Raw genomic sequence first — 17,729 nt, forward strand, 5'->3', positions numbered from 1 at the left:
TGCCTCACAGGTCCATGCCGTCATTCGGGTCCATGGCGACCTGACGGGCGACACCGCGCATTTGTTGGCGCAAGAGCCTAGACTGCCGGACAGCATCCTCGTCGTCGTCAAGAACGATGGCAAATTCCTCTGCCGGCGTCGGCTCGGTCGTCTCCTTAGCGATCGCGACGTGATCGGGAAGCTCAGGTTCGCGACGGAGGCCGCTGTTTGCGGTGTCTTCCTCTGCATGGTCCGTTTTGTCGGTTGGGCGGGTCTCTGGCTTCAGGGTTCCAAGCTTTGACCACCCGTCCGCTCGAGATGATCGACCGGAGGCCGCGGGATCGGGCGGCGACAAGACCCGTTCCATAAACCGGTTATCCTCGTAATAGCGCACCTTTTTCGCCCGGATCGGCGGCGTGCCTGCCACCATCACAACCTCGTCCGTCGGCGGAAGCTGCATAACCTCGCCAGGGGTCAAAAGCGGTCTCGCCGTCTCTTGGCGCGAGACCATGAGGTGCCCCAGCCAGGGGTTCAATCTGTGCCCGGCGTAGTTCTTCATCGCCCGCATCTCCGTCGCTGTACCCAACGCGTCGGATACGCGCTTTGCTGTCCGCTCGTCATTGGTGGCGAAGCTGACGCGAACGTGGCAGTTGTCGAGGATAGCGTTGTTGGGCCCATAAGCCTTCTCGATCTGATTGAGGGATTGCGCGATCAAGAAACTCTTGATGCCATACCCCGCCATGAACGCGAGCGCGGACTCGAAGAAATCAAGCCGCCCGAGCGCCGGGAACTCGTCGAGCATCATCAGGACCCGATGCCGGCGGTCGCGGGCGTGCAAGTCCTCGGTCAAGCGCCGGCCGATCTGGTTCAGCACCAGGCGGATCAACGGTTTGGTCCGTGAGATATCGGAGGGCGGCACCACCAGGTAAAGCGTCGTGGGGTTGGCATTGGCGATCAGATCTGCGATCCGCCAGTCGCAGCGGCACGTCACCTCGGCCACGACGGGATCGCGGTAAAGACCCAGGAACGACATCGCGGTAGAAAGGACGCCGGATCGTTCATTCTCCGACTTGTTGAGGAGCTCGCGCGCGGTCGAGGCGACCACGGGATGAGCGCCTTGTTCACCAAGGTGCGGCGTGGTCATCATCGCCTTCAACGTGGCTTCGATTGGCCGTTTCGGGTCGGACAGAAAGGCAGCCACTCCAGCCAAAGATTTGTCCGCCTCGGCATAGAGGACGTGAAGGATGGCGCCGACCAGGAGCGAATGACTGGTCTTCTCCCAGTGGTTCCGCTTGTCGAGCGAGCCTTCGGGGTCGACCAGGACGTCGGCGACGTTCTGAACGTCGCGGACCTCCCACTCGCCGCGCCGGACCTCGAGGAGCGGATTGTAGGCTGAGGACCTTGGGTTGGTCGGGTCGAACAACAAGACGCGGCCATGCTGCGAGCGAAAGCCGGCGGTCAGTTGCCAGTTCTCACCCTTGATGTCGTGAACAATGGCCGAGCCGGGCCAGGCTAACAGCGAGGGTACGACAAGACCGACACCCTTGCCGGACCGGGTGGGTGCAAAACACAACACATGCTCCGGTCCGTCATGGCGGAGGTAGTCGCGATCGAGCTTGCCCAGCACCACACCATCCAGACCGAGAAGCCCGGCCGCTCGAACCTCTTCCACATCTGCCCAGCGCGCCGAGCCGTAGGTCTCGACATTCTTGGCCTCACGCGCCCGCCAGACCGACATGCCGATTGCTGCCGCGATCGAAACGAAAGTGCCTGATGCCGCGATGAAAGCACCTTCGACAAAGACCTGAGGCGCATAGGCATCGTAGACAAACCACCACCAGAAGAAGACTGGCGGGTAATAGACCTTGAAGCTCGACAGTTCGAACCAGGGCCGCCCGAGTTCGGGCTGGTAGGCCAGCCGCCAAGCCGTCCACTCAGTTGCTCCCCAGATGGCAAGCAAAACGATCAGGCCGACGACGATCACCTGTCCCCAGAGGATTTTAGTTCCAGACATTTCGAACGCTCTTCCGCAACTGAATTGGTGAGATAGCTAGAGGCCGAGGTCGCGCTTGCGGCCAAAGCCCCATTCGATGCCGCCACCATCCTTCACGACGCCGGTGACGTGCTGGCCCAGCCTCTGTTCGAGTTCGCGCGACCAGGGCACGAGCTGGAAGCCGAGCCCGTTGTCGATCATTGCGAAACGGCCCGAGGCGAGCGTCAAACGCTGGCGATAAATGCCGGCCACGTGCTCCCCGGAGGCGGCGTTCATCTGAGGCAGTCCGGTCTCGGCCGAGACTTTTGCTACCACCTCGTCCAGCTCCCGCCGGCGCAACGTGTTCAGGAGGTCGCGCTGCAGGGTGATGCGCTGGCCCTGCCGCCCTGCCAAACCTTCCTGAACCAGATGCTCGGCGCGAGCGTCCATGGCGTCGCGGGTCTCGCGGCCGAAGCCGCCCATGGCGAGTGGCATGGGGTCGCGTTCGACCAGCCTGTGGTCGAGCCAGGTCGCCCCTCTTGCAGTGACTTGCTCACCAAGATCGAGATCGGAACGGATCGCGAGCACCACGGTCGGCCGCGGATCGCCGGCTTGACCGAAGCGCCGCACTTCGACAATTCCACCAGTCCGTGGAGCATGTTCGAAGGCCTCGATTCCGCGGAAGCGAACGTGGTGCGCGCGCCCATCTGTTCCGTCGATCAAGGCATAGGCCTCGCCAGTCAGTTCGTCATGCAATCCACGATCGACCAACCGTCCGATGATCTGGGACGTCGGCGCCCCACCTTCGATGACGTAGTCGGCGACACGGCGCACTTCCCCACGCTCGGTGAAGGCGCGGTGCATGTTCTTGATGATGTCGACGCGCATGCCGAGGTCACGCAAGCTACGTTCGGCCTCGAGCCCGACCATCCATTCCCCTGGCGCGGCGGATGCAGCAAGGCCCATGCTCCCCAGGTGCTGAAGGCGACCGATCATCAAGCGCCGGATCTCGGGATCGGACCGGCCGGGATTCTCGGGGCGAAGATCGATATAGCCGGTTTCATCAGCTGCCAGCCGTATCTGCTGATCGAGCCGCGTCCATCGCTCTGCCGTGACTTCCCTCTCCAGGGAATTGCGGATCTCATGCTCGGGCCTTGGACCTAGTTCGATGGCGACCAGTTCCTCGGCGCGTGAGCGCAGGCCTCGGCTGATGTAGTCGCGCGAGATCACGAGATCGGCTCCGTTCTCATTGACGCCCCGGACGAGAAGATGGACATGAGGGTTGTCCGTATTCCAGTGATCGACGGCCACCCAGTCGAGTCGTGTGCTGAGATCAGTCTCCATCTGCTTGGCGAGGTCTCGGGTGAAAGCCCTAAGGTCGGTCATCTCGCCGGCGTCCTCGGGCGAGACGATAAACCGGAAATGATGGCGATCGTCCTTGCAGCGTTCTGCGAAAGCTGTGCCGTCAGCACGGTCGCTGCCGGCATCGAACATCTCGGCCCTCTCGCCGCTTCGGGTGACACCATCACGCTTCAGGTATGTGAGATGAGCGGTCAATGGTGCCGAGCGGAAGGCGCGCCCCTTGTGACGAACAACACGCGCCTTCACCACGACGCGCCGTGTCGGGCTAAACAACCGGGTGTGACTAAAGGCCAGCCGGCCGCGGCCGAATGTGGAGTGCCCATAGGCCACAGAACGCCGGCCAGCCGCCGCCTGACTCGAGGTGTGTCCTGACTTCTTCGCGGCACGCAGCACTTCGTTGATGAAGCTCTTGGGCTTCGGCGTACGGGTGCCGCGGATGCGCCCGGGCCGAATACGCAGATCGCTGTCGCCGACGGTCATGGCCGGCCCTCGAAAAACGCAACCGCGCCTACGGTGCCGAAAACATCCTTGAATCTTCTGGCGAAAATCTTGGGCGCGGCACGCGCCCCGACCGACCGGCACGCCGAAACCCAAGCCATGCCAATGGCTTGCGGTTCGAGCGGCGAGCCCCTTTTATCTCGCCGTCCTGTCGTCGTGTTCCCAGTTGCTGGTTCCCAAGGCCCGACTTTGCGATAGCGATCGTTACCCGAAGGGCCGAGACGCCCGCAGGGTGGCTCGGTGAGGAGCAAAGCGACGAGTAGAGCGCGGGCCGAAGGCATCGCCCATACGCCATGGTCGTGCCGCAGCGTTTCGAATGCAAACCGCATGTTCGTGCCGGTGCGCCCGCGAACCTGGCAACTGACGACTGATGTCGCGAACTGCCCGATGCGCAACCGCCTGACGCCTACGTTGCGTTTGCCCGCTGCCCTCTCGCTTCCGGCCAATTGCTTGCTGAAGTACGCCATGGTCTGCGAACCCGCACACCTGGTCATTGCGATACTCCCGAATCCGATCGAGAAACGAACACGCCAATAGGCCGAGGAACCATGGGCGAAACATCGAGCGCCGAGATTGCGGTCGAGGCACCGCTCGACGGCCTGATTGCCGGCAACCGATCGCGTGTCTTCATGGAATCGGATCGCGTCACGAATAGCGCCGCAGCTGCCGATGACTGTCCGCTAGAAGTCCACGTCGGCGACAGTTCGATGGCAAGCAGATTTGCAAGCTTTGCGACGTAAGCTCGTGTCTCGTCTGGCAAAGAGCTCCCTTTGAGGTGCTTTTCATAGCGAGATGGTCCCGCGTTGTACGCGGCAAACGCGCCAGGCGAGCCGTACCTATCGAGCAGTTCGCGCAGATAAGCCGTGCCGGCCAGGATGTTGTCGTGCGGGTCGTAGGGATCGTTCCCGAGATTGTAGCGCTCGCGAAGTTCCGCCCAGGTTGCCGGCATGATTTGCATCAGGCCCATTGCCCCCTTTGGCGATCTGGCGTGCACGACACCAGCACTCTCGATGCTTTGGACTGATCGGATCCAGTTCGGCGCAACCGCAAAGCGTCGTGAGGCTTCATTGATGAAGCCGGCAAATGAGTGAGCGGTCTCATTGATCGGCGGCTGGGCCGCTGATCCGCTCTGGGCCAAAGCAGCACAGTCGAACGCGGTCAGAAGAAGCATCAGGGGCACGACAGCACAAACGTGGGTGCCCAACCGACCCAAGCACGCGGTCGGGCCCGCGCCAGCCTCGCAGAGATCGATCGAGACGAAGGAATGATTCCGCAATCGATCGAACAAGGGAATGGCGAGGAGAACACATAGAATACGCACGTTCACTCCTCCCAGGTCCACACCGGGATCGCACGGCCGATCACGCTAGATGCGGGAAGAAATCCAAAATACCGGCCATCAAGAGAGTCGTCCGACTGCCAGTTCATCAGAAACAGCTCGCCGTCCCCAACGACGCGGCAGCCCTGCCATTTCGGCAGCGGGCGGCCGCGTCCATCGCGATCCCGCGCCTCGCCCACCGCGATGGCATCGACCGAAATCGCGAGCCTGCTTCTGCAAACCGTCTGCCCGGGCAGCGCCAGCACGCGCTTAAGCATAGGGACGCCGACTGGCAAATAGCCGTTCAAATCGAGGAAGGTTGCAAGCGGCTCCGGCGGCTGTGCGGCGACCAATTCGGTGACATGGAAGTGTTCTGCCGGTCCCAGGCGATAGAGGCCGATCGGCACGCTCGCGGATGCATTCCAGATGTAGAGCGGAAGTGGGTCCAGGACGATTGTCGCGACGAGCGCAGCAGCGGTCCCAAACGTCGCGGCCAGCGTCTTCAGGCGGCCCGTCATCGCATTACCCTCTGACGGTGAAGCCAGGCCTGGTGCCGCGCTTTCGTATATGGACGCGGGTTTTCGTTGACAGACAGGCGGTTATGAACGTGATGCCAATGATCAGGCGCGACATCAGCGGGATCGATGCCGAGTGCCTCAACGGCATCGATCATTTGCAGCACGCGCTCGACCCTCGGCCAGCCTGACAAGCGCAGCAGAATCTCTCCGCCAGGTGTCACATAAGGGACGGTGGAGCAGCGCTGTCCAGGCCCGACCGCGCGCAGGATATCGATCCGCGAAATGATCGTGCCAAAGTCGTTGGAGGTCCATCGGACGAAGGCAAAGATGTTGCCGGGTGCAAATGACAGCACGCGCCGATGGCGATCAAGCTTCCGTTCCTTGACGATGCGGCCGAAGCGAATGCGGTTTTCGATCCGCTTCTCGAGCCACAGCACTTCCACTTCAGTGAGATCGCTCATGCCGCCCCTCCCGGAGACTGGAATGGGGAGCCGTAAGCATAGGGGCGGTGAAGCACCTGTCCGGCTTCTGCCGACAAGGAGGGTTGACGGCCCGCGGTTGCCAGTCGCCTGCGATACGGTTTCCGGCTCGGTCCGTTAGAAGAAATCCGAAGGATTTCTGGTTAGTAAAGTTAGAGCGGCCGGAAAGCGCGGAGAAACAAGCTCTTAAGCTCGATTCCGGTCCCCGATAGCACGAGGATTGGGTCCTCGATAGCACGAGGGTTGCGGTCCCTGATAGCACGAGTTGATTCACAGGCTGTCCTCCGAATTTGGAATGAGACCGCGCCGTCGCAGGCGTGCCGTTAAGGGATCGACGAGCGTAGGCGCGAAGTTCAGCCGCTCGGTACCGTTTGGGTCGCGCGTGAGCACGAGCTGATAGCCGGGCAATGTCTGGCGCTGGACGATCTGGCGGACGTCGTAAGCGAAGTGCTTGAGCGGCGAGAGGATGCCGGACTTGGCATGGAGGTGCACAAGGTCAAAGCTCCAGCCGCCATCCTGGCGGCCGCCGTGCTTGCGCACGAGACGGTAAAGCCACCGCTCAAGTCCGCCCGTCAGATCGAAATAGGTGCGGTCTATCGTGAGCACGAGCGCGTCATCGATGACACCCGCGTAGAACCAATCCGGCAGAATCAGCTCGAGCCCAAATGGACGACCATTTGCATCGGCCGTTTCCTTCCACTCGTTGATCCAGGAGAAACGATGCCGCCGCCGTTCCGCCGGCTGACGAATCGACGTCAGCACGGTCGTTGATTGAAGTCTGTCGAGACCAGCCTTCAGCCGATCATAGTCACGCGCGCTGGTGCCGCGGCCGACAAACGTCAGAATCTCATAGGGCGTTGCAGCCATCAGGCGCGACGTCTTGAGGCCGGCGTCACGGGCTTCGACGATCTGAGATGCGGCCCAGATCAGAACATCTGCATCCCAGATGGTCGCCATGCCGTGTTCCGGCACGGCTTCGACGCGAATTGCGATCGCACCCGCACGGAAATCGATCGGCACAACCCGCTTGGTTTTCGCCAGCGAAAAGAACGGATAGGCCATCAGATCCTGCGCGTCGCGCGGCGCGAGATCGCCGGGCAGCGCCCGAAAGAGCTCAAGCTGGTCGCGCTCGGAATGCTGTTTGCGCCGCATGGTGTCTGCACTCGTGCGGCGATCAGCGACGTTCCTGGCCCGCATACGGGCGCAGGACGGGCTGCTTCTTGGCGGGCAACACGGTGCCTTTGCCGGGATCGGATGTCGACGTCTTGGCGCCGAGATCAGCCCACGCTTTCAGGTCATCTACGGCGTAGACGACACGTCCGCCGATCTTCCGATATGTCGGCCCGGTGCCGTATGTCCGGTGCTTCTCTAGCGTGCGACCGGAAAGGCCAAGATAACGCGCAGCCTCCGGTGTACGCAGAAAGCGCGGGGGTAGACCGGCCATCGGATCGGGCATTTGAGAACTCCAGGATGACCGCGCGCCGCAAATGGCGGCGTCGGCGTGTGTGCGGTCATCATGGAGAAGCACGCCCTCGGAGAGGGATGCCGAATATCGAGGGGGCGATTTTCGATACCCCTAAGCGGAGGGGCTATTCGTCCCCGCGCCCGGGCCGCAGAAGTTTGCGATAGCCTCCGCGCACCAACGCGAGGCCGCCTTGCACCAGGCGGACTGTTCGATTGCGCAGGTCGTGCGTCTTCCAGGCGCGATCGGGGATGCGTTTCTTGCCGAACAGCGCCTCGGCGATGACACGATAGGTACCGCCTGCGCTGTGGGCATCGAGCGCGCGGATCGCGGCGCTCAAGCGTTCGCGCCGCTGCTTCGACAACTGATGAAAGGCAGGCCCTGGCGCGCGTCCGTTCATCGCGCGCCACAGCTGCCGGGCAGCATAGGCGCGCGCGTCGAAATCGCTATCAAACGGCAATTCGGCTGCGTATGTCGCGCCAAGCATCGGCGGCTCCTTGGACCAGACACGGTGGTCCATCGCACCGATACGCAGCACGGCGTGCCAGCCATCGGCGGCGCGGCGCGCCTGGCTAGATGTAAGGTCAAGCAGTGGCTGAGACGTCGAACCGGGTTCGGTGGTCGAGGTAACCGTCACCGGAACGACCGCCGCTAGAACCTCGGGCGCCCAAAAGATCGTCTGCTCGTCGAAGGACCTCAGCGGGTCATGGGCGAAAGCAGATGCCCCATTTCCTCCTGAATTCCTCCGTCACGGCGCCGTCCGGGCTGCTCGCGATCATCGCCTCGTACTCGCGTCGATAGTCCGCGTTACGACGAAGACATTCCCAAGCGATGTCGGTTGTTTCAGCGTCTTGTAGGCTCTTGTAGGAATCCGGCGACCGCCAGTCGAACTCAGGCATTGCTTCCGCCCCATTGCACGCAGCTAACAAGGATTGCGGCGCAATAGGTATGAACGAGGCGGTTGTAGGAAGCCCCTAGTTTAGCACCACGTGGTGCACCGGAATGACCACCCGTTAGCGAAAGAAAATAGTTCTGCCTGCAGGTCGCCGATCAGCTACTTTCTTCTAGTTTCAGCCGGAGCCGCGTAGGAGGCGCCCCTGCTCAGTCACCCATTTGGCGCGCGCAAGATGACTCTGATATGCGCTCCGCGCACGGTCCGGCTCTCGCTCCGGATCAATACGCAGCACGATCCGAGCGACTTCCATCCAGTCAGCCCCTTCGCTCTCAGCCTGCAGAAGGCGCATATAGGTCACCACATGCTGCTCATCATAGACCGTCAGAATCTGGTCCGTGGGCGCGGCGTCGGCGACGTCGGGATCGAGTGGCGGCTTCCTCATAAAACTCCACGCCTTAGATTAGACATTTTCTAACACGCGGGCCGGAAGGGGCAGAAGCCTCAAAATTTAGCCACGGGGCCCGCCGATCGTGATTTTGTCGAGAATACTCCGTGGTGAAATACTCTTCAAGGACATGCCCTCTCGCGTATGGACATACGCGAGATACTTGCAATCAATTTGCGGAAGCTCCGGCAAGCGCGCGGCTTGTCGCAGGAGGAATTAGCTCACCGAGCAGAAATTGACCGCACTTATATCAGCGCACTCGAGCGAAGTGTCTATGCGGCGGGTATCGATGTTGTCGATCGGCTGGCGCGTAGTCTGGGTGTTGAGGCAGCCGACCTTCTCACTCGGCCGCCGACAACAAGCCCCAAGCGAAAGACTCGAGGGCAGGCTGAATAGTTCATGCAAGCCACTCGATCCAGTGGGCGGCCTCGCTGTACCGAAGAATGAGAAGCCCCGTCTGGCGAACCGGACGGGGCTTGGCAGGGCGATCTTACTCGCCGCTCTTGCGCGGCCGCGACCAGAGCAGAGTGTAACCCTCGCCGCCTTCGTCGTCGAACAGGTTCGCGTAGATCGGTGCGTTGAACGAGGGGTCGTCGAGCTTGAGCGAGAGGTAATCACGCCCCTCTTCGGAGCGCTTCGACCAGGCTGCGCCGATCTCTGCCCGGCCCACATAGATGCGGTGGCTGGGAGCGTTGTCGTTGGAGCGGTTGGTCTCGGCGACGATGCGTACGCCCTTGGCTTGCAGGCTCAGGGTGACGATCTCGCCCTGGAAGTCGTTGCCCACCTTCTTGAAAGAACCGATGTTAGCCATGTCACTTCTCCTGTTGTGTTTCGAGCCCGCGACCACCGTGGCCTCGATGGCGATGGACAGGCCGAGGACGATCGGCGACGCACCCGCTCGGGCCGGAGCGCAGCGGAGGACGCTGTTGTTGCGACTTTCTTGCGTCGCGAGGAATGGGCGTAAGCCCAGGGGAAGAAAGTCGCATCAACGGCGTTGCGGCTCAGACGATCGAGGCGAAGCCGGTCTTCGGCCAGATCAAGCCATCAAAGAGGCCACGTGCGTCCGCGTGCTGAACCGCAATCTCGGGAGAAGACCTGGCGAATCTCGGTTGAACTGCACAAGAGGTGGAAGCGGTTTGGCGTGGAAAGAGAAACAATTTGCCGCAAAGGGCGGTGCCGTCCCCCTAAAGAGCGACCAAGAGGGCTCGCCGTACCCTGCAGCTCAGTGGGCTGGACTGAAACGGGCGCCGCTTGGTCGAAGCGCTCCGACGAGGGCCGCAATTACCTCTCGCTCAAGCGCGGCGATCCCTCAACGCGCCGATTTAGGCGAACCTGTTTGACGAGGAAGGCGACGAAGGATCATCCCTCGCGCGTCGCGGTCGTGAGGACGGATCGAGGTATGTTGTCCCCCGACCCCGCCGGCTCCAACGGACGGGTCTCCGCGAAAACGGTCAAGCGCGTCCACGCCGTACCGCCAATGCAAACCGCGCCCAGGCAAGCGAAGGCCTCGCGCCAAGCCAGCGACGGCACCCCGATCTGCGAAAGCGCGAACACCACATGATAGCCTGCGACTGCCGCGGGAACAGCGAATGCGGTCGCAATCGCGATGCGCAAGGCCAAGGATCGACTAACGGCGACGGAAACCTGACCAATCGCGAGCGTTAGTGCGCCAGAGGCCATGCCGACGAGCAGCGCGCCGACAATGCCGGAGCCACCGTGAAACGCCATCATCCCGATACTCACTGCGATGAAGAACGGCAGGGCATAGACCGCCAGCGCAAAGATCAGCCAGCAGAACAAACCGATACCGACGGTGTTGAGGACAAGCCCAAGGGCAAGCATGGTGGTGGCTCCATGTGCATAGATGTAACGGTCGCGCCTTCCACCACCACCGCGGCGCGACTTTGAAGGTATGATCAAAACGAGGCGGAGTTGCGGCGTGCAACTCCATCTTGACGGTCTTAGTTGAGCAAGACGGCGCTCATGCGGCGCCGAACTTCCAAACGGGAATCCCGAGGCGCTTCGCCTTGTCGGCGAGGTTGTCCTGGATTCCAGTGCCCGGGAAGTGCATGACGCCGATCGGCAGGAGTTCGAGCATAGCGTCATTACGCTTGAACGGTGCCGCCTTGGCGTGCTTGGTCCAATCGGGCTTGAATGCGATCTGTGGCACTTTGCGGCTGGCCGCCCATTTGGAGGCGATCAGTTCAGCGCCTTTCGGCGAGCCGCCATGGAGCAGGACCATGTCGGAATGCTTGGCATGAACCTTATCGAGGCGATCCCAGATGAGATGGTAGTCGTTGAAGTCGAGTCCACCAGTGAGCGCGATCTTTGGCCCTGGCGGCAACATGACCTCGGTCTCGGCACGACGCTTGGCGGCGATAAAGTCGCGGGAGTCGATCATCGCTGCGGTCAGCGTACGATGATTCACCAGTGATCCCGATCGGGGGCGCCAGAACGAGCCGGTGTGTGTCTCAAAGCGCTCGATGGCCCGGTCGCGGAAGAGTTCCAAGCAATTGCGGCGCTCGATGAGTGTGATGCCCTCGGCCGTCAGGCGCTCGAGCTCGACCGATCGCACCTCGGAGCCGTCCTGCTCGCGCTGGCTCTTCTGCTGCGCCTGTTCATTCTCGTCGAGCTGGCGTTCGATGCGGTCGACGGCACGATGGAACAGGTTGACTGTCGACCACAGGAGCTCGTTGAGATCCGGCTCAAGGCGCGTGTCGTTCAAGGTCGCAACCAGGGCGTCGAAGATATCGGCGACCGCGGCGGTGATCATCTTGCCTTCCGGGAGCGGTCTTGGGTCGGGCTGGTCGTCGAAGGGACGGTAGCCGAAGAGCTGCAATTCGGTGAGGACGTGATCAGTTGGCGATGAGGCGTGCAGCGGTTCGATGTCGTCATGGTCGCTCATGGGAGGAGGCCCTTTGCCGGATCGGCCGCGCCCATCGCGGCCTTCGTGGCGATCACTCAGACGGCGGGCGGAACGGGCCAGAACCCGAAAGGGCCGAAGCGGCAGCGGAGGATGGCGAAGGACGGCTATTTTGCTTCGCGATGCAAAGCGCGCTCGCCAGAAGGTATGATGTGTCTTCCCATCGCTGGCGCGCGGCGGAAAATAGCCGGACGCAGCCATTGCCGGCCCGGGCCGCTTGCCGTCCGATCGCCCTCTAGAAGGCCGTGGTCGCGTCCTCTTCCGGCATTGGCCTCGCCTAAGACCGACCTATCAACGTCGATCGAACACCGGGAGCTATTCCGCGACCGCCATCGACGAATGCAGGAAGCGAACGACGTCCTCTGGCACGAGTTGAAACCGCAACGCTGCTCGGAGGGCATCGAAACCGAATATGTGCAGATCCTCGTTAAAGTCGCCCAGCCGAGGCGACAGCGCGATAGCCTCAATGCCGGCGTCTGTTGCACGCTGAGTCAGAACGGCCTGAACCGCATCCCCGGCTGCATCGGCATCGCGGGCGATGTAGAGGCGGCGCAGGCCAGATGAGAGCAACATGGCCGAGAGGTGGTTGGCTGAAAGCGCCGCGGCCATTGGCATGGTCGGCAGCACGCAGCGCAGCGAAAGCATGGTTTCGATCCCCTCGCCGGCAGCGAGCACGTCGTCGACCACGCCGAACCGAACGGCGTTGCCGAGCAGTTCGCCCATGGCGCGTCGTGGTGTGTCGATTGGAGCCTTGCCGAGCCGTACGCGATCAAAGCCGTCCGGATCGAGCCAGGTGCGGTGTACGCCGGTGATCCGTCCATCGAGGTCGGTGACTGGGGCTATCATCGCCGGCCAAGATTCAGTCGGCAGATTATCGCCCGGCCGATAGTAGCAGCGTGGATGGAAGCGTAGGCTACCACCATGATGGATGCGGGCGATTCCCCTACGCTGCAGATACGCTTCAACGATGGTCCCCTCGATCGGACCAGATACAGCAAAGAGTCGTTGGGCAGCTTGTTGCGATCCGGTTGGTACCGCTAATCGTTCGGGTTTCGACGCGGAATCCGACTCGGTGCGAGGTAGCTTGAGAAAGCGTCTCGCCTCCTCGGCAACTTGGCGGAATTCTCGCAAGCCTAGGCTTTCGCGGATGATGTCGAGGAGATCGCCGTGCTCGCCGGTCGCAGCGTCCGTCCACTTGCCGGCAGGCCCTTTCGGTGATTCTTGGAGCCGCACAAACATCGAGCGGCCCGGGGTATTGTGGACGTCGCCGACCACCCAATATCGACCCGCCCGCTTACCATTGGAAAGATAGTATCGGCACACCGCCTCGGCCTCGCGCGCGAGGCCGCGGGCCAGCTCGGAGGCATCGCGAGACATCACGCGGCCTCCCGCTCACTGATGCGCGCGACCGGATAGCACTCGAGCACCTTCGACAGGATCTCGACGCCGTTTCCGTCCGTCGGCACGAACATGCGCAGCTTCCAGGAGATAATCTCTCCAAAGAGACCGTAAGCCCGTAGTCGATCGCGCATCATGTCGTTGAACCCAGACAGTTCGATGCGGTATGCGCCCATCACCCGAACACGGCGAAGCTGGAGACCCTCGGCAAGGTCGAGGACTGTCCGTCCCTCCACCAGCGCGACATAGGCGGCATCTGGGGTCAACACCGGCGCGTCCGCCGCAAGGACATTTGCGACCCAGGTAGCCGAGACCTTGCGACCGATGATCCGCTCGCTTGTGTCAGTCTGGAGCCGATAGACGCGGGTGGATTCGTTCGGCAGCCGCTTCCAGATTGGCAGCAGCAGGCCCGCAACGACGTGGATCGTGCTTTCCGTGAACTCGGGCACCTCGGCTAACTCCGCCAGCCAAGCTGCGGCAAAGCGTTCACGGTCCACTTCGACCCAATGGCTTTCCGCCATCATGTTGAGGGAGACGCTGTGCTGCTCCATTGGCCGGATCAGGCGGACGCGCCGCTCGATCTCGCCGTCGTCGAGCATGAGACTCGGGGCTGACACCTGCACGGCGGCTCGTCCCGAGCGCCCATTGATCAACAGGACGGCATGACGATCGGAAAGACGAGAGAGAGCGTCGTCCAAACCCACAGGACGGTTGCGCAGGCGTTGGGTAATCGTGAGAAGCCGGGTCTCGGCGCCAGTGCCCGGATGCGCATAAACCGTCCGCCGGTCGGTGACGACAAAGCTCTCGGCACGGAGCGTTTCCAGTCCGACGTCATAGGTGCCCGATGCGACGGCGCCTTCGATCCGAGCGGTCAATAGCTGCTCGAACGCCGTGAACAGGATGTTCTGTAGCTCGATGGTGAGCGCCAATAACCTGTTCAGGAAGGTCGTGATCGGCGGCAATTCGTCCCTGAGCCCGTTGGCATCGGTCAGCTTCAGGCCGGTCGAATCCTCGAATCTCGCGAGCGAGCAGCCGTCGACCTTGCCGCGCGCCAGCAGCGTGTAGAGTTGACGCAACGCATCACGGCCGTACTGGCTTTCGAGATTGTCCTCGGGCCGGAACAGGCCCTGCCCTCCGGTCTGGCGCTGACCGCGCGTGATGGCTCCCAACGTATCGAGCCGGCGGGCGATCGTGCTCAAGAAACGCTTTTCGGCCTTCACGTCGGTCGCGATGGGACGAAACAGCGGCGGCTGAGCCTGGTTGGTCCGGTTCGTGCGGCCAAGACCCTGGATCGCGGCGTCCGCCTTCCAGCCGGGCTCGAGCAGATAATGGACCCGCAAGCGACGATTCCGAGCCGACAGTTCGGCATGATAGCTCCTTCCCGTGCCGCCTGCGTCGGAGAACACGAGGATGCGTTTGACGTCGTCCATGAAGGCCGAGGTCTCCGCGAGATTGGCCGAACCGGCCCTGTTTTCGACCACCAGCCGGTCGCCCTTGCGAACGATGCGGCGCGAGCGGCCGGTCACTTCCGCGACCATGTCGGTACCGAAGCGCTGAATGACCTGGTCCAGCGCGCCAGGTACCGGAGGGAGCGACGCGAGCTTCTCGATCAAGCGGTCGCGACGGGCGACCGCCTCCCGGCTTTCGACCGGCTGTCCGTCACGATAGACAGGCCGGGAGCAGAGGTTGCCCTCCTGGTCGGTGAAGGGCTCGTAGAGCTGAACCGGGAACGAATGGGCGAGATAATCGAGCACATACTCGCGCGGTGTGATGTCGACCCGGACGTCGCCCCACTCCTCGGTCGGGATCTCGGCGAGCCGGCGCTCCATCAGTGCCTCGCCGGTCGAAACGATCTGGATAACGGCAGCGTGGCCAGCGTCGAGATCGCGCTCGATCGAGCGGATCAGCGACGGCGTCTTCATCGAGGTCAGCAAGTGCCCGAAGAAGCGCTGTTTCGCGCTTTCGAAGGCGGATCGTGCCGCGGATCTGGCCTGCCCGTTCAGCGTGCCGGTCTCGCCGGTGATGTTGGCGGCCCGCATTGCGGCGTCGAGGTTGTTGTGGATGATGCTGAACGCATCGGCATAGGCGTCGTAGATGCGAACCTGCTCCGGCGTAAGCTGGCGCTCGACGAGCTCGTACGCGACGCCTTCGTAGGAGAGCGAGCGCGCGGCGTAGAGACCGAGCGCCTTGAGGTCGCGCGCCAGCACCTCCATCGCCGCTACCCCGCCCTCCTCGATCGCCTCGACGAACTCGGCCGGGGTGACGAACGGGAAGTCGGCGCCGCCCCACAGGCCGAGGCGTTGGGCGTAGGCGAGATTGTGCACTGTCGTGGCGCCGGTTGCCGACACATAGACCACACGCGCATTCGGCAAGGCGTGCTGGAGCCTCAAGCCCGCGCGCCCCTGCTGAGAGGCCGCCTGGTCGCCGCGCTCGCCTTTGCCTCCGACCGCGTTCTGCATGGCGTGGCTTTCGTCGAAGACGATCACTCCGTCGAAATCGGAGCCCAACCATTCGACGATCTGGCGCACACGCGAAAGCTTCTCGCCGCGCTCATCGGTACGCAGCGTAGCGTAGGTGGTAAATAGGATGCCTTCCGCCAACCTGATCGGCGTGCCCTGCCGGAAACGAGAAAGCGGCGTCACAAGTAGCCGCTCCATGCCCAGCGACGACCAATCGCGCTGCGCGTCCTCGATCAGCTTGTCGGATTTACTGATCCAGACTGCCCGCCGGCGGCCCTTGAGCCAGTTGTCGATCAGGATCCCGGCGACCTGCCGCCCCTTGCCCGCGCCGGTGCCATCGCCCAAAAACCAGCCGCGGCGAAAGCGGACAGCATTTTCCGCATCGTCGCGCGCGGCCGCCACGGCGTCAAAGGTCGCATCAACCGTCCAAGAGCCCGCGAGAAACTCGGAGTTCGCTTCGCCAGCGTAGATGACGCTCTCAAGCTGGGCGTCCGACAGGATCCCATCCGCTACGAGATTGGCCGGCAGGTGGGGCCGATAGGAAGGCCTTGGCGGCGCTACGGATGCCATTGCAGCCGACTGCACGAGCTTGGTCGGATGCGCGTACGCGCCGGCAATACGGATCGACTGCAATCCATATTCCTCATAGAGCGCATCGGTGAGCCGGACGCCTTCCGGCGGCGACCACTCGACCGTCTCGTATGAAAGTTCGACACCTTCTGGCGCGGCCTCGCCCGAAGCAGAGGTCGGGCATGGTGCAGAGGCGCCAAAGGATCGTGACATCGCAGGGCGCCTAGCGACGTCGATCACGACGGGAGCGGCAACAGGCAACCTCGGAGGCACATGCTGGCTGACCCAGCCGAGCAAGGTAGCGACATCGCCCGCCATGCCGAGCGAGGCCGGCAGGACGTTCGGCTCCGCCGCCGGCTGCTTGTCGATCACAAGCAGCCTTGTGTCGGTTTGTGTTCCGTGTTTCGCGTAAACGGCACCGTCGAGCGCGGCAGAGAAAACAACGCGCCCGCGTTCCTGAAGGCGAACGAAGGCACCTCGCCATGCCGGATTGTCCGGCGCGAAGCTTGCGCCGGTGATGGCGACCAGACGCCCACCGTCGCAGAGACGCGCCAAGGCAGATGCGATGTGCCGAAGCGCCGCGTCCGCCATTCGTCGATCAACATTCGCCAGCGCCGAGAACGGCGGGTTCATCAAGACGACGCTAGGTACGAAACCCGCTTCGAGGTGATCATCGATCTGGACGGCGTCGAACCGGCTGACCTCAACGCCGGCGAACAGATGGTCAAGCAACTCCGCACGGGGTTCGGCCAACTCGTTCAATATCAGGCTGCCACCAGCGAGTTCGGCGAAGATGGCGAGCAAGCCTGTCCCGGCGGAAGGCTCCAAAACGCGGTCGGCGGGTGTAATCGCGGCCGCGGTACATGCGGCCAGCCCCAGCGGGATCGGCGTCGAGAATTGTTGAAGCGCCTGGCTGTCTTCGGAACGCCGGGTGTGGGTCGGCAGGAGACTGGCGACTCTCGCGAGCATCGGCAGCATCGCGGCCGTTGAGCCAGCCTTGGTCCGGATGGCCGGACCGAACTCGCGAAGGAATAAAACGGTGGCCGCCTCGCAGGTGTCATAGGCGGTCTTCCAATTCCAGGCACCGGCCGCATCGGAGGCACCAAAGGCTGCCTCCATGGCGCCACGCAGGACTGCCGCATCGATGCGACGGCCACGTTCGAGATCGGTCAAGAGTTGTTGCGCAGCCCTAACGACGGTGGAGGTGACACCTGCGGCGGCACGCATCGAGAGCGGCGCGGCGGCAACGCCGCCGGCAAGAGATTCGGTCATGGCATTTCTTTCGGAGAGCAGGAACGGGTCGAACCGCCCGGCGCTCTCCTCAAGACCGCGGCGATTCAAACCCTTCCCGGCCCCACTCTCCCTCTCAGCCGTCTCCCAATAAAAAGTGGGGACCGGCGCTGCACACCGGTCCCCAAGCAAGTGCCGGACGGCTGGAGCAACCCGGTCGG

At 62.8% G+C, this 17,729-nt stretch carries 16 protein-coding genes and 1 pseudogene; 2 read left to right on the plus strand and 15 right to left on the minus strand.

The window, feature by feature from the left end:
• Positions 1 to 4 precede the first annotated feature (4 nt).
• The 10 genes from JQ617_RS24095 to JQ617_RS24140 form a co-directional block, all read right to left on the minus strand.
• Positions 5 to 1,993 (minus strand): conjugal transfer protein TraG, encoded by a 1,989-nt coding sequence (locus tag JQ617_RS24095; RefSeq protein ID WP_212028455.1) that lies wholly within the window; start codon positions 1,991 to 1,993, stop codon positions 5 to 7.
• 36 nt (positions 1,994 to 2,029) lie between these two features.
• Positions 2,030 to 3,793 carry a relaxase/mobilization nuclease domain-containing protein gene (locus JQ617_RS24100; RefSeq protein ID WP_212028456.1) on the minus strand — a complete coding sequence of 588 codons (1,764 nt, stop codon included), beginning with the start codon at positions 3,791 to 3,793 and terminating at the stop codon, positions 2,030 to 2,032.
• A 508-nt stretch (positions 3,794 to 4,301) separates the two neighbouring features.
• Positions 4,302 to 5,138, minus strand: a complete 837-nt coding sequence (locus tag JQ617_RS24105) for a lytic transglycosylase domain-containing protein (RefSeq protein WP_502754891.1) — start codon at positions 5,136 to 5,138, stop codon at positions 4,302 to 4,304.
• Positions 5,135 to 5,647, minus strand: coding sequence for a S26 family signal peptidase (locus JQ617_RS24110; RefSeq protein ID WP_212028457.1), 513 nt, complete (start codon positions 5,645 to 5,647; stop codon positions 5,135 to 5,137). Before JQ617_RS24110 ends, JQ617_RS24105 begins: the two co-directional genes overlap by 4 nt.
• On the minus strand, positions 5,644 to 6,108 hold the full coding sequence (locus tag JQ617_RS24115) for a DUF2840 domain-containing protein (protein ID WP_212028458.1): 465 nt from the start codon (positions 6,106 to 6,108) through the stop codon (positions 5,644 to 5,646). The genes JQ617_RS24110 and JQ617_RS24115 overlap by 4 nt, the downstream gene beginning before the upstream one ends.
• 288 nt (positions 6,109 to 6,396) lie before the next feature.
• Positions 6,397 to 7,278: a replication initiator protein A gene (locus tag JQ617_RS24120; RefSeq protein WP_212028459.1), complete on the minus strand. Its 882-nt coding sequence runs from the start codon at positions 7,276 to 7,278 to the stop codon at positions 6,397 to 6,399.
• Positions 7,279 to 7,300: 22 nt separating this feature from the next.
• Positions 7,301 to 7,582, minus strand: coding sequence for a helix-turn-helix transcriptional regulator (locus tag JQ617_RS24125; RefSeq protein WP_212028460.1), 282 nt, complete (start codon positions 7,580 to 7,582; stop codon positions 7,301 to 7,303).
• 133 nt (positions 7,583 to 7,715) lie between these two features.
• Positions 7,716 to 8,225 (minus strand): DUF2285 domain-containing protein, encoded by a 510-nt coding sequence (locus JQ617_RS24130; RefSeq protein WP_349630644.1) that lies wholly within the window; start codon positions 8,223 to 8,225, stop codon positions 7,716 to 7,718.
• 67 nt (positions 8,226 to 8,292) lie between these two features.
• Positions 8,293 to 8,487 (minus strand): transcriptional regulator domain-containing protein, encoded by a 195-nt coding sequence (locus tag JQ617_RS24135; protein WP_212028461.1) that lies wholly within the window; start codon positions 8,485 to 8,487, stop codon positions 8,293 to 8,295.
• 171 nt (positions 8,488 to 8,658) lie between these two features.
• A complete protein-coding gene (locus tag JQ617_RS24140; RefSeq protein ID WP_212028462.1) occupies positions 8,659 to 8,925 on the minus strand; it encodes a DUF2285 domain-containing protein in 267 nt (88 codons plus the stop codon).
• Between the two features lie 147 nt (positions 8,926 to 9,072).
• On the opposite strand from JQ617_RS24140, the gene JQ617_RS24145 reads away from it, so the two are divergent.
• Complete coding sequence (locus JQ617_RS24145; RefSeq protein WP_212028463.1) at positions 9,073 to 9,324, plus strand: helix-turn-helix domain-containing protein; 252 nt, start codon at positions 9,073 to 9,075, stop codon at positions 9,322 to 9,324.
• Positions 9,325 to 9,418: 94 nt separating this feature from the next.
• Here the strand turns inward: JQ617_RS24145 and JQ617_RS24150 are convergent, their stop codons facing one another.
• The gene (locus JQ617_RS24150) at positions 9,419 to 9,739 is read right to left on the minus strand and encodes a DUF736 domain-containing protein (protein WP_027562526.1); all 321 of its coding nucleotides are present in this window, start codon (positions 9,737 to 9,739) and stop codon (positions 9,419 to 9,421) included.
• Between the two features lie 414 nt (positions 9,740 to 10,153).
• Between JQ617_RS24150 and JQ617_RS40020 the strand changes: the two are divergent.
• Positions 10,154 to 10,320, plus strand: a pseudogene (locus JQ617_RS40020) (DUF736 family protein); the annotation flags it as partial.
• Here JQ617_RS40020 and JQ617_RS24155 read toward each other — a convergent pair.
• The 4 genes from JQ617_RS24155 to JQ617_RS24170 form a co-directional block, all read right to left on the minus strand.
• Positions 10,288 to 10,770: a hypothetical protein gene (locus tag JQ617_RS24155; RefSeq protein WP_212028464.1), complete on the minus strand. Its 483-nt coding sequence runs from the start codon at positions 10,768 to 10,770 to the stop codon at positions 10,288 to 10,290. The pseudogene JQ617_RS40020 and the gene JQ617_RS24155 sit on opposite strands and share 33 nt — an antisense overlap.
• 139 nt (positions 10,771 to 10,909) lie before the next feature.
• Entirely contained in the window at positions 10,910 to 11,833 is a 924-nt protein-coding gene (locus tag JQ617_RS24160; RefSeq protein WP_212028465.1) for a DUF2493 domain-containing protein, read from the minus strand.
• Between the two features lie 333 nt (positions 11,834 to 12,166).
• Positions 12,167 to 13,228, minus strand: a complete 1,062-nt coding sequence (locus JQ617_RS24165; protein ID WP_212028466.1) for a DUF7146 domain-containing protein — start codon at positions 13,226 to 13,228, stop codon at positions 12,167 to 12,169.
• A complete protein-coding gene (locus JQ617_RS24170; RefSeq protein ID WP_212028467.1) occupies positions 13,228 to 17,550 on the minus strand; it encodes a bifunctional class I SAM-dependent methyltransferase/DEAD/DEAH box helicase in 4,323 nt (1,440 codons plus the stop codon). The genes JQ617_RS24165 and JQ617_RS24170 overlap by 1 nt, the downstream gene beginning before the upstream one ends.
• Positions 17,551 to 17,729: the final 179 nt, after the last annotated feature.

It is taken from the genome of Bradyrhizobium sp. KB893862 SZCCT0404 (assembly GCF_018130885.1).
GTDB lineage: Bacteria > Pseudomonadota > Alphaproteobacteria > Rhizobiales > Xanthobacteraceae > Bradyrhizobium > Bradyrhizobium stylosanthis.

What these genes read in the sequence shown, in the direction of transcription:
- JQ617_RS24095 (WP_212028455.1), bottom strand. Translation starts at nt 1,993, where the DNA reads ATGTCTGGAACTAAAATCCTCTGGGGACAGGTGATCGTCGTCGGCCTG.
- JQ617_RS24100 (WP_212028456.1), bottom strand. Translation starts at nt 3,793, where the DNA reads ATGACCGTCGGCGACAGCGATCTGCGTATTCGGCCCGGGCGCATCCGC.
- JQ617_RS24110 (WP_212028457.1), bottom strand. Translation starts at nt 5,647, where the DNA reads ATGACGGGCCGCCTGAAGACGCTGGCCGCGACGTTTGGGACCGCTGCT.
- JQ617_RS24115 (WP_212028458.1), bottom strand. Translation starts at nt 6,108, where the DNA reads ATGAGCGATCTCACTGAAGTGGAAGTGCTGTGGCTCGAGAAGCGGATC.
- JQ617_RS24120 (WP_212028459.1), bottom strand. Translation starts at nt 7,278, where the DNA reads ATGCGGCGCAAACAGCATTCCGAGCGCGACCAGCTTGAGCTCTTTCGG.
- JQ617_RS24125 (WP_212028460.1), bottom strand. Translation starts at nt 7,582, where the DNA reads ATGCCCGATCCGATGGCCGGTCTACCCCCGCGCTTTCTGCGTACACCG.
- JQ617_RS24135 (WP_212028461.1), bottom strand. Translation starts at nt 8,487, where the DNA reads ATGCCTGAGTTCGACTGGCGGTCGCCGGATTCCTACAAGAGCCTACAA.
- JQ617_RS24140 (WP_212028462.1), bottom strand. Translation starts at nt 8,925, where the DNA reads ATGAGGAAGCCGCCACTCGATCCCGACGTCGCCGACGCCGCGCCCACG.
- JQ617_RS24145 (WP_212028463.1), top strand. Translation starts at nt 9,073, where the DNA reads ATGGACATACGCGAGATACTTGCAATCAATTTGCGGAAGCTCCGGCAA.
- JQ617_RS24150 (WP_027562526.1), bottom strand. Translation starts at nt 9,739, where the DNA reads ATGGCTAACATCGGTTCTTTCAAGAAGGTGGGCAACGACTTCCAGGGC.
- JQ617_RS24155 (WP_212028464.1), bottom strand. Translation starts at nt 10,770, where the DNA reads ATGCTTGCCCTTGGGCTTGTCCTCAACACCGTCGGTATCGGTTTGTTC.
- JQ617_RS24160 (WP_212028465.1), bottom strand. Translation starts at nt 11,833, where the DNA reads ATGAGCGACCATGACGACATCGAACCGCTGCACGCCTCATCGCCAACT.
- JQ617_RS24165 (WP_212028466.1), bottom strand. Translation starts at nt 13,228, where the DNA reads ATGTCTCGCGATGCCTCCGAGCTGGCCCGCGGCCTCGCGCGCGAGGCC.
- JQ617_RS24170 (WP_212028467.1), bottom strand. Translation starts at nt 17,550, where the DNA reads ATGACCGAATCTCTTGCCGGCGGCGTTGCCGCCGCGCCGCTCTCGATG.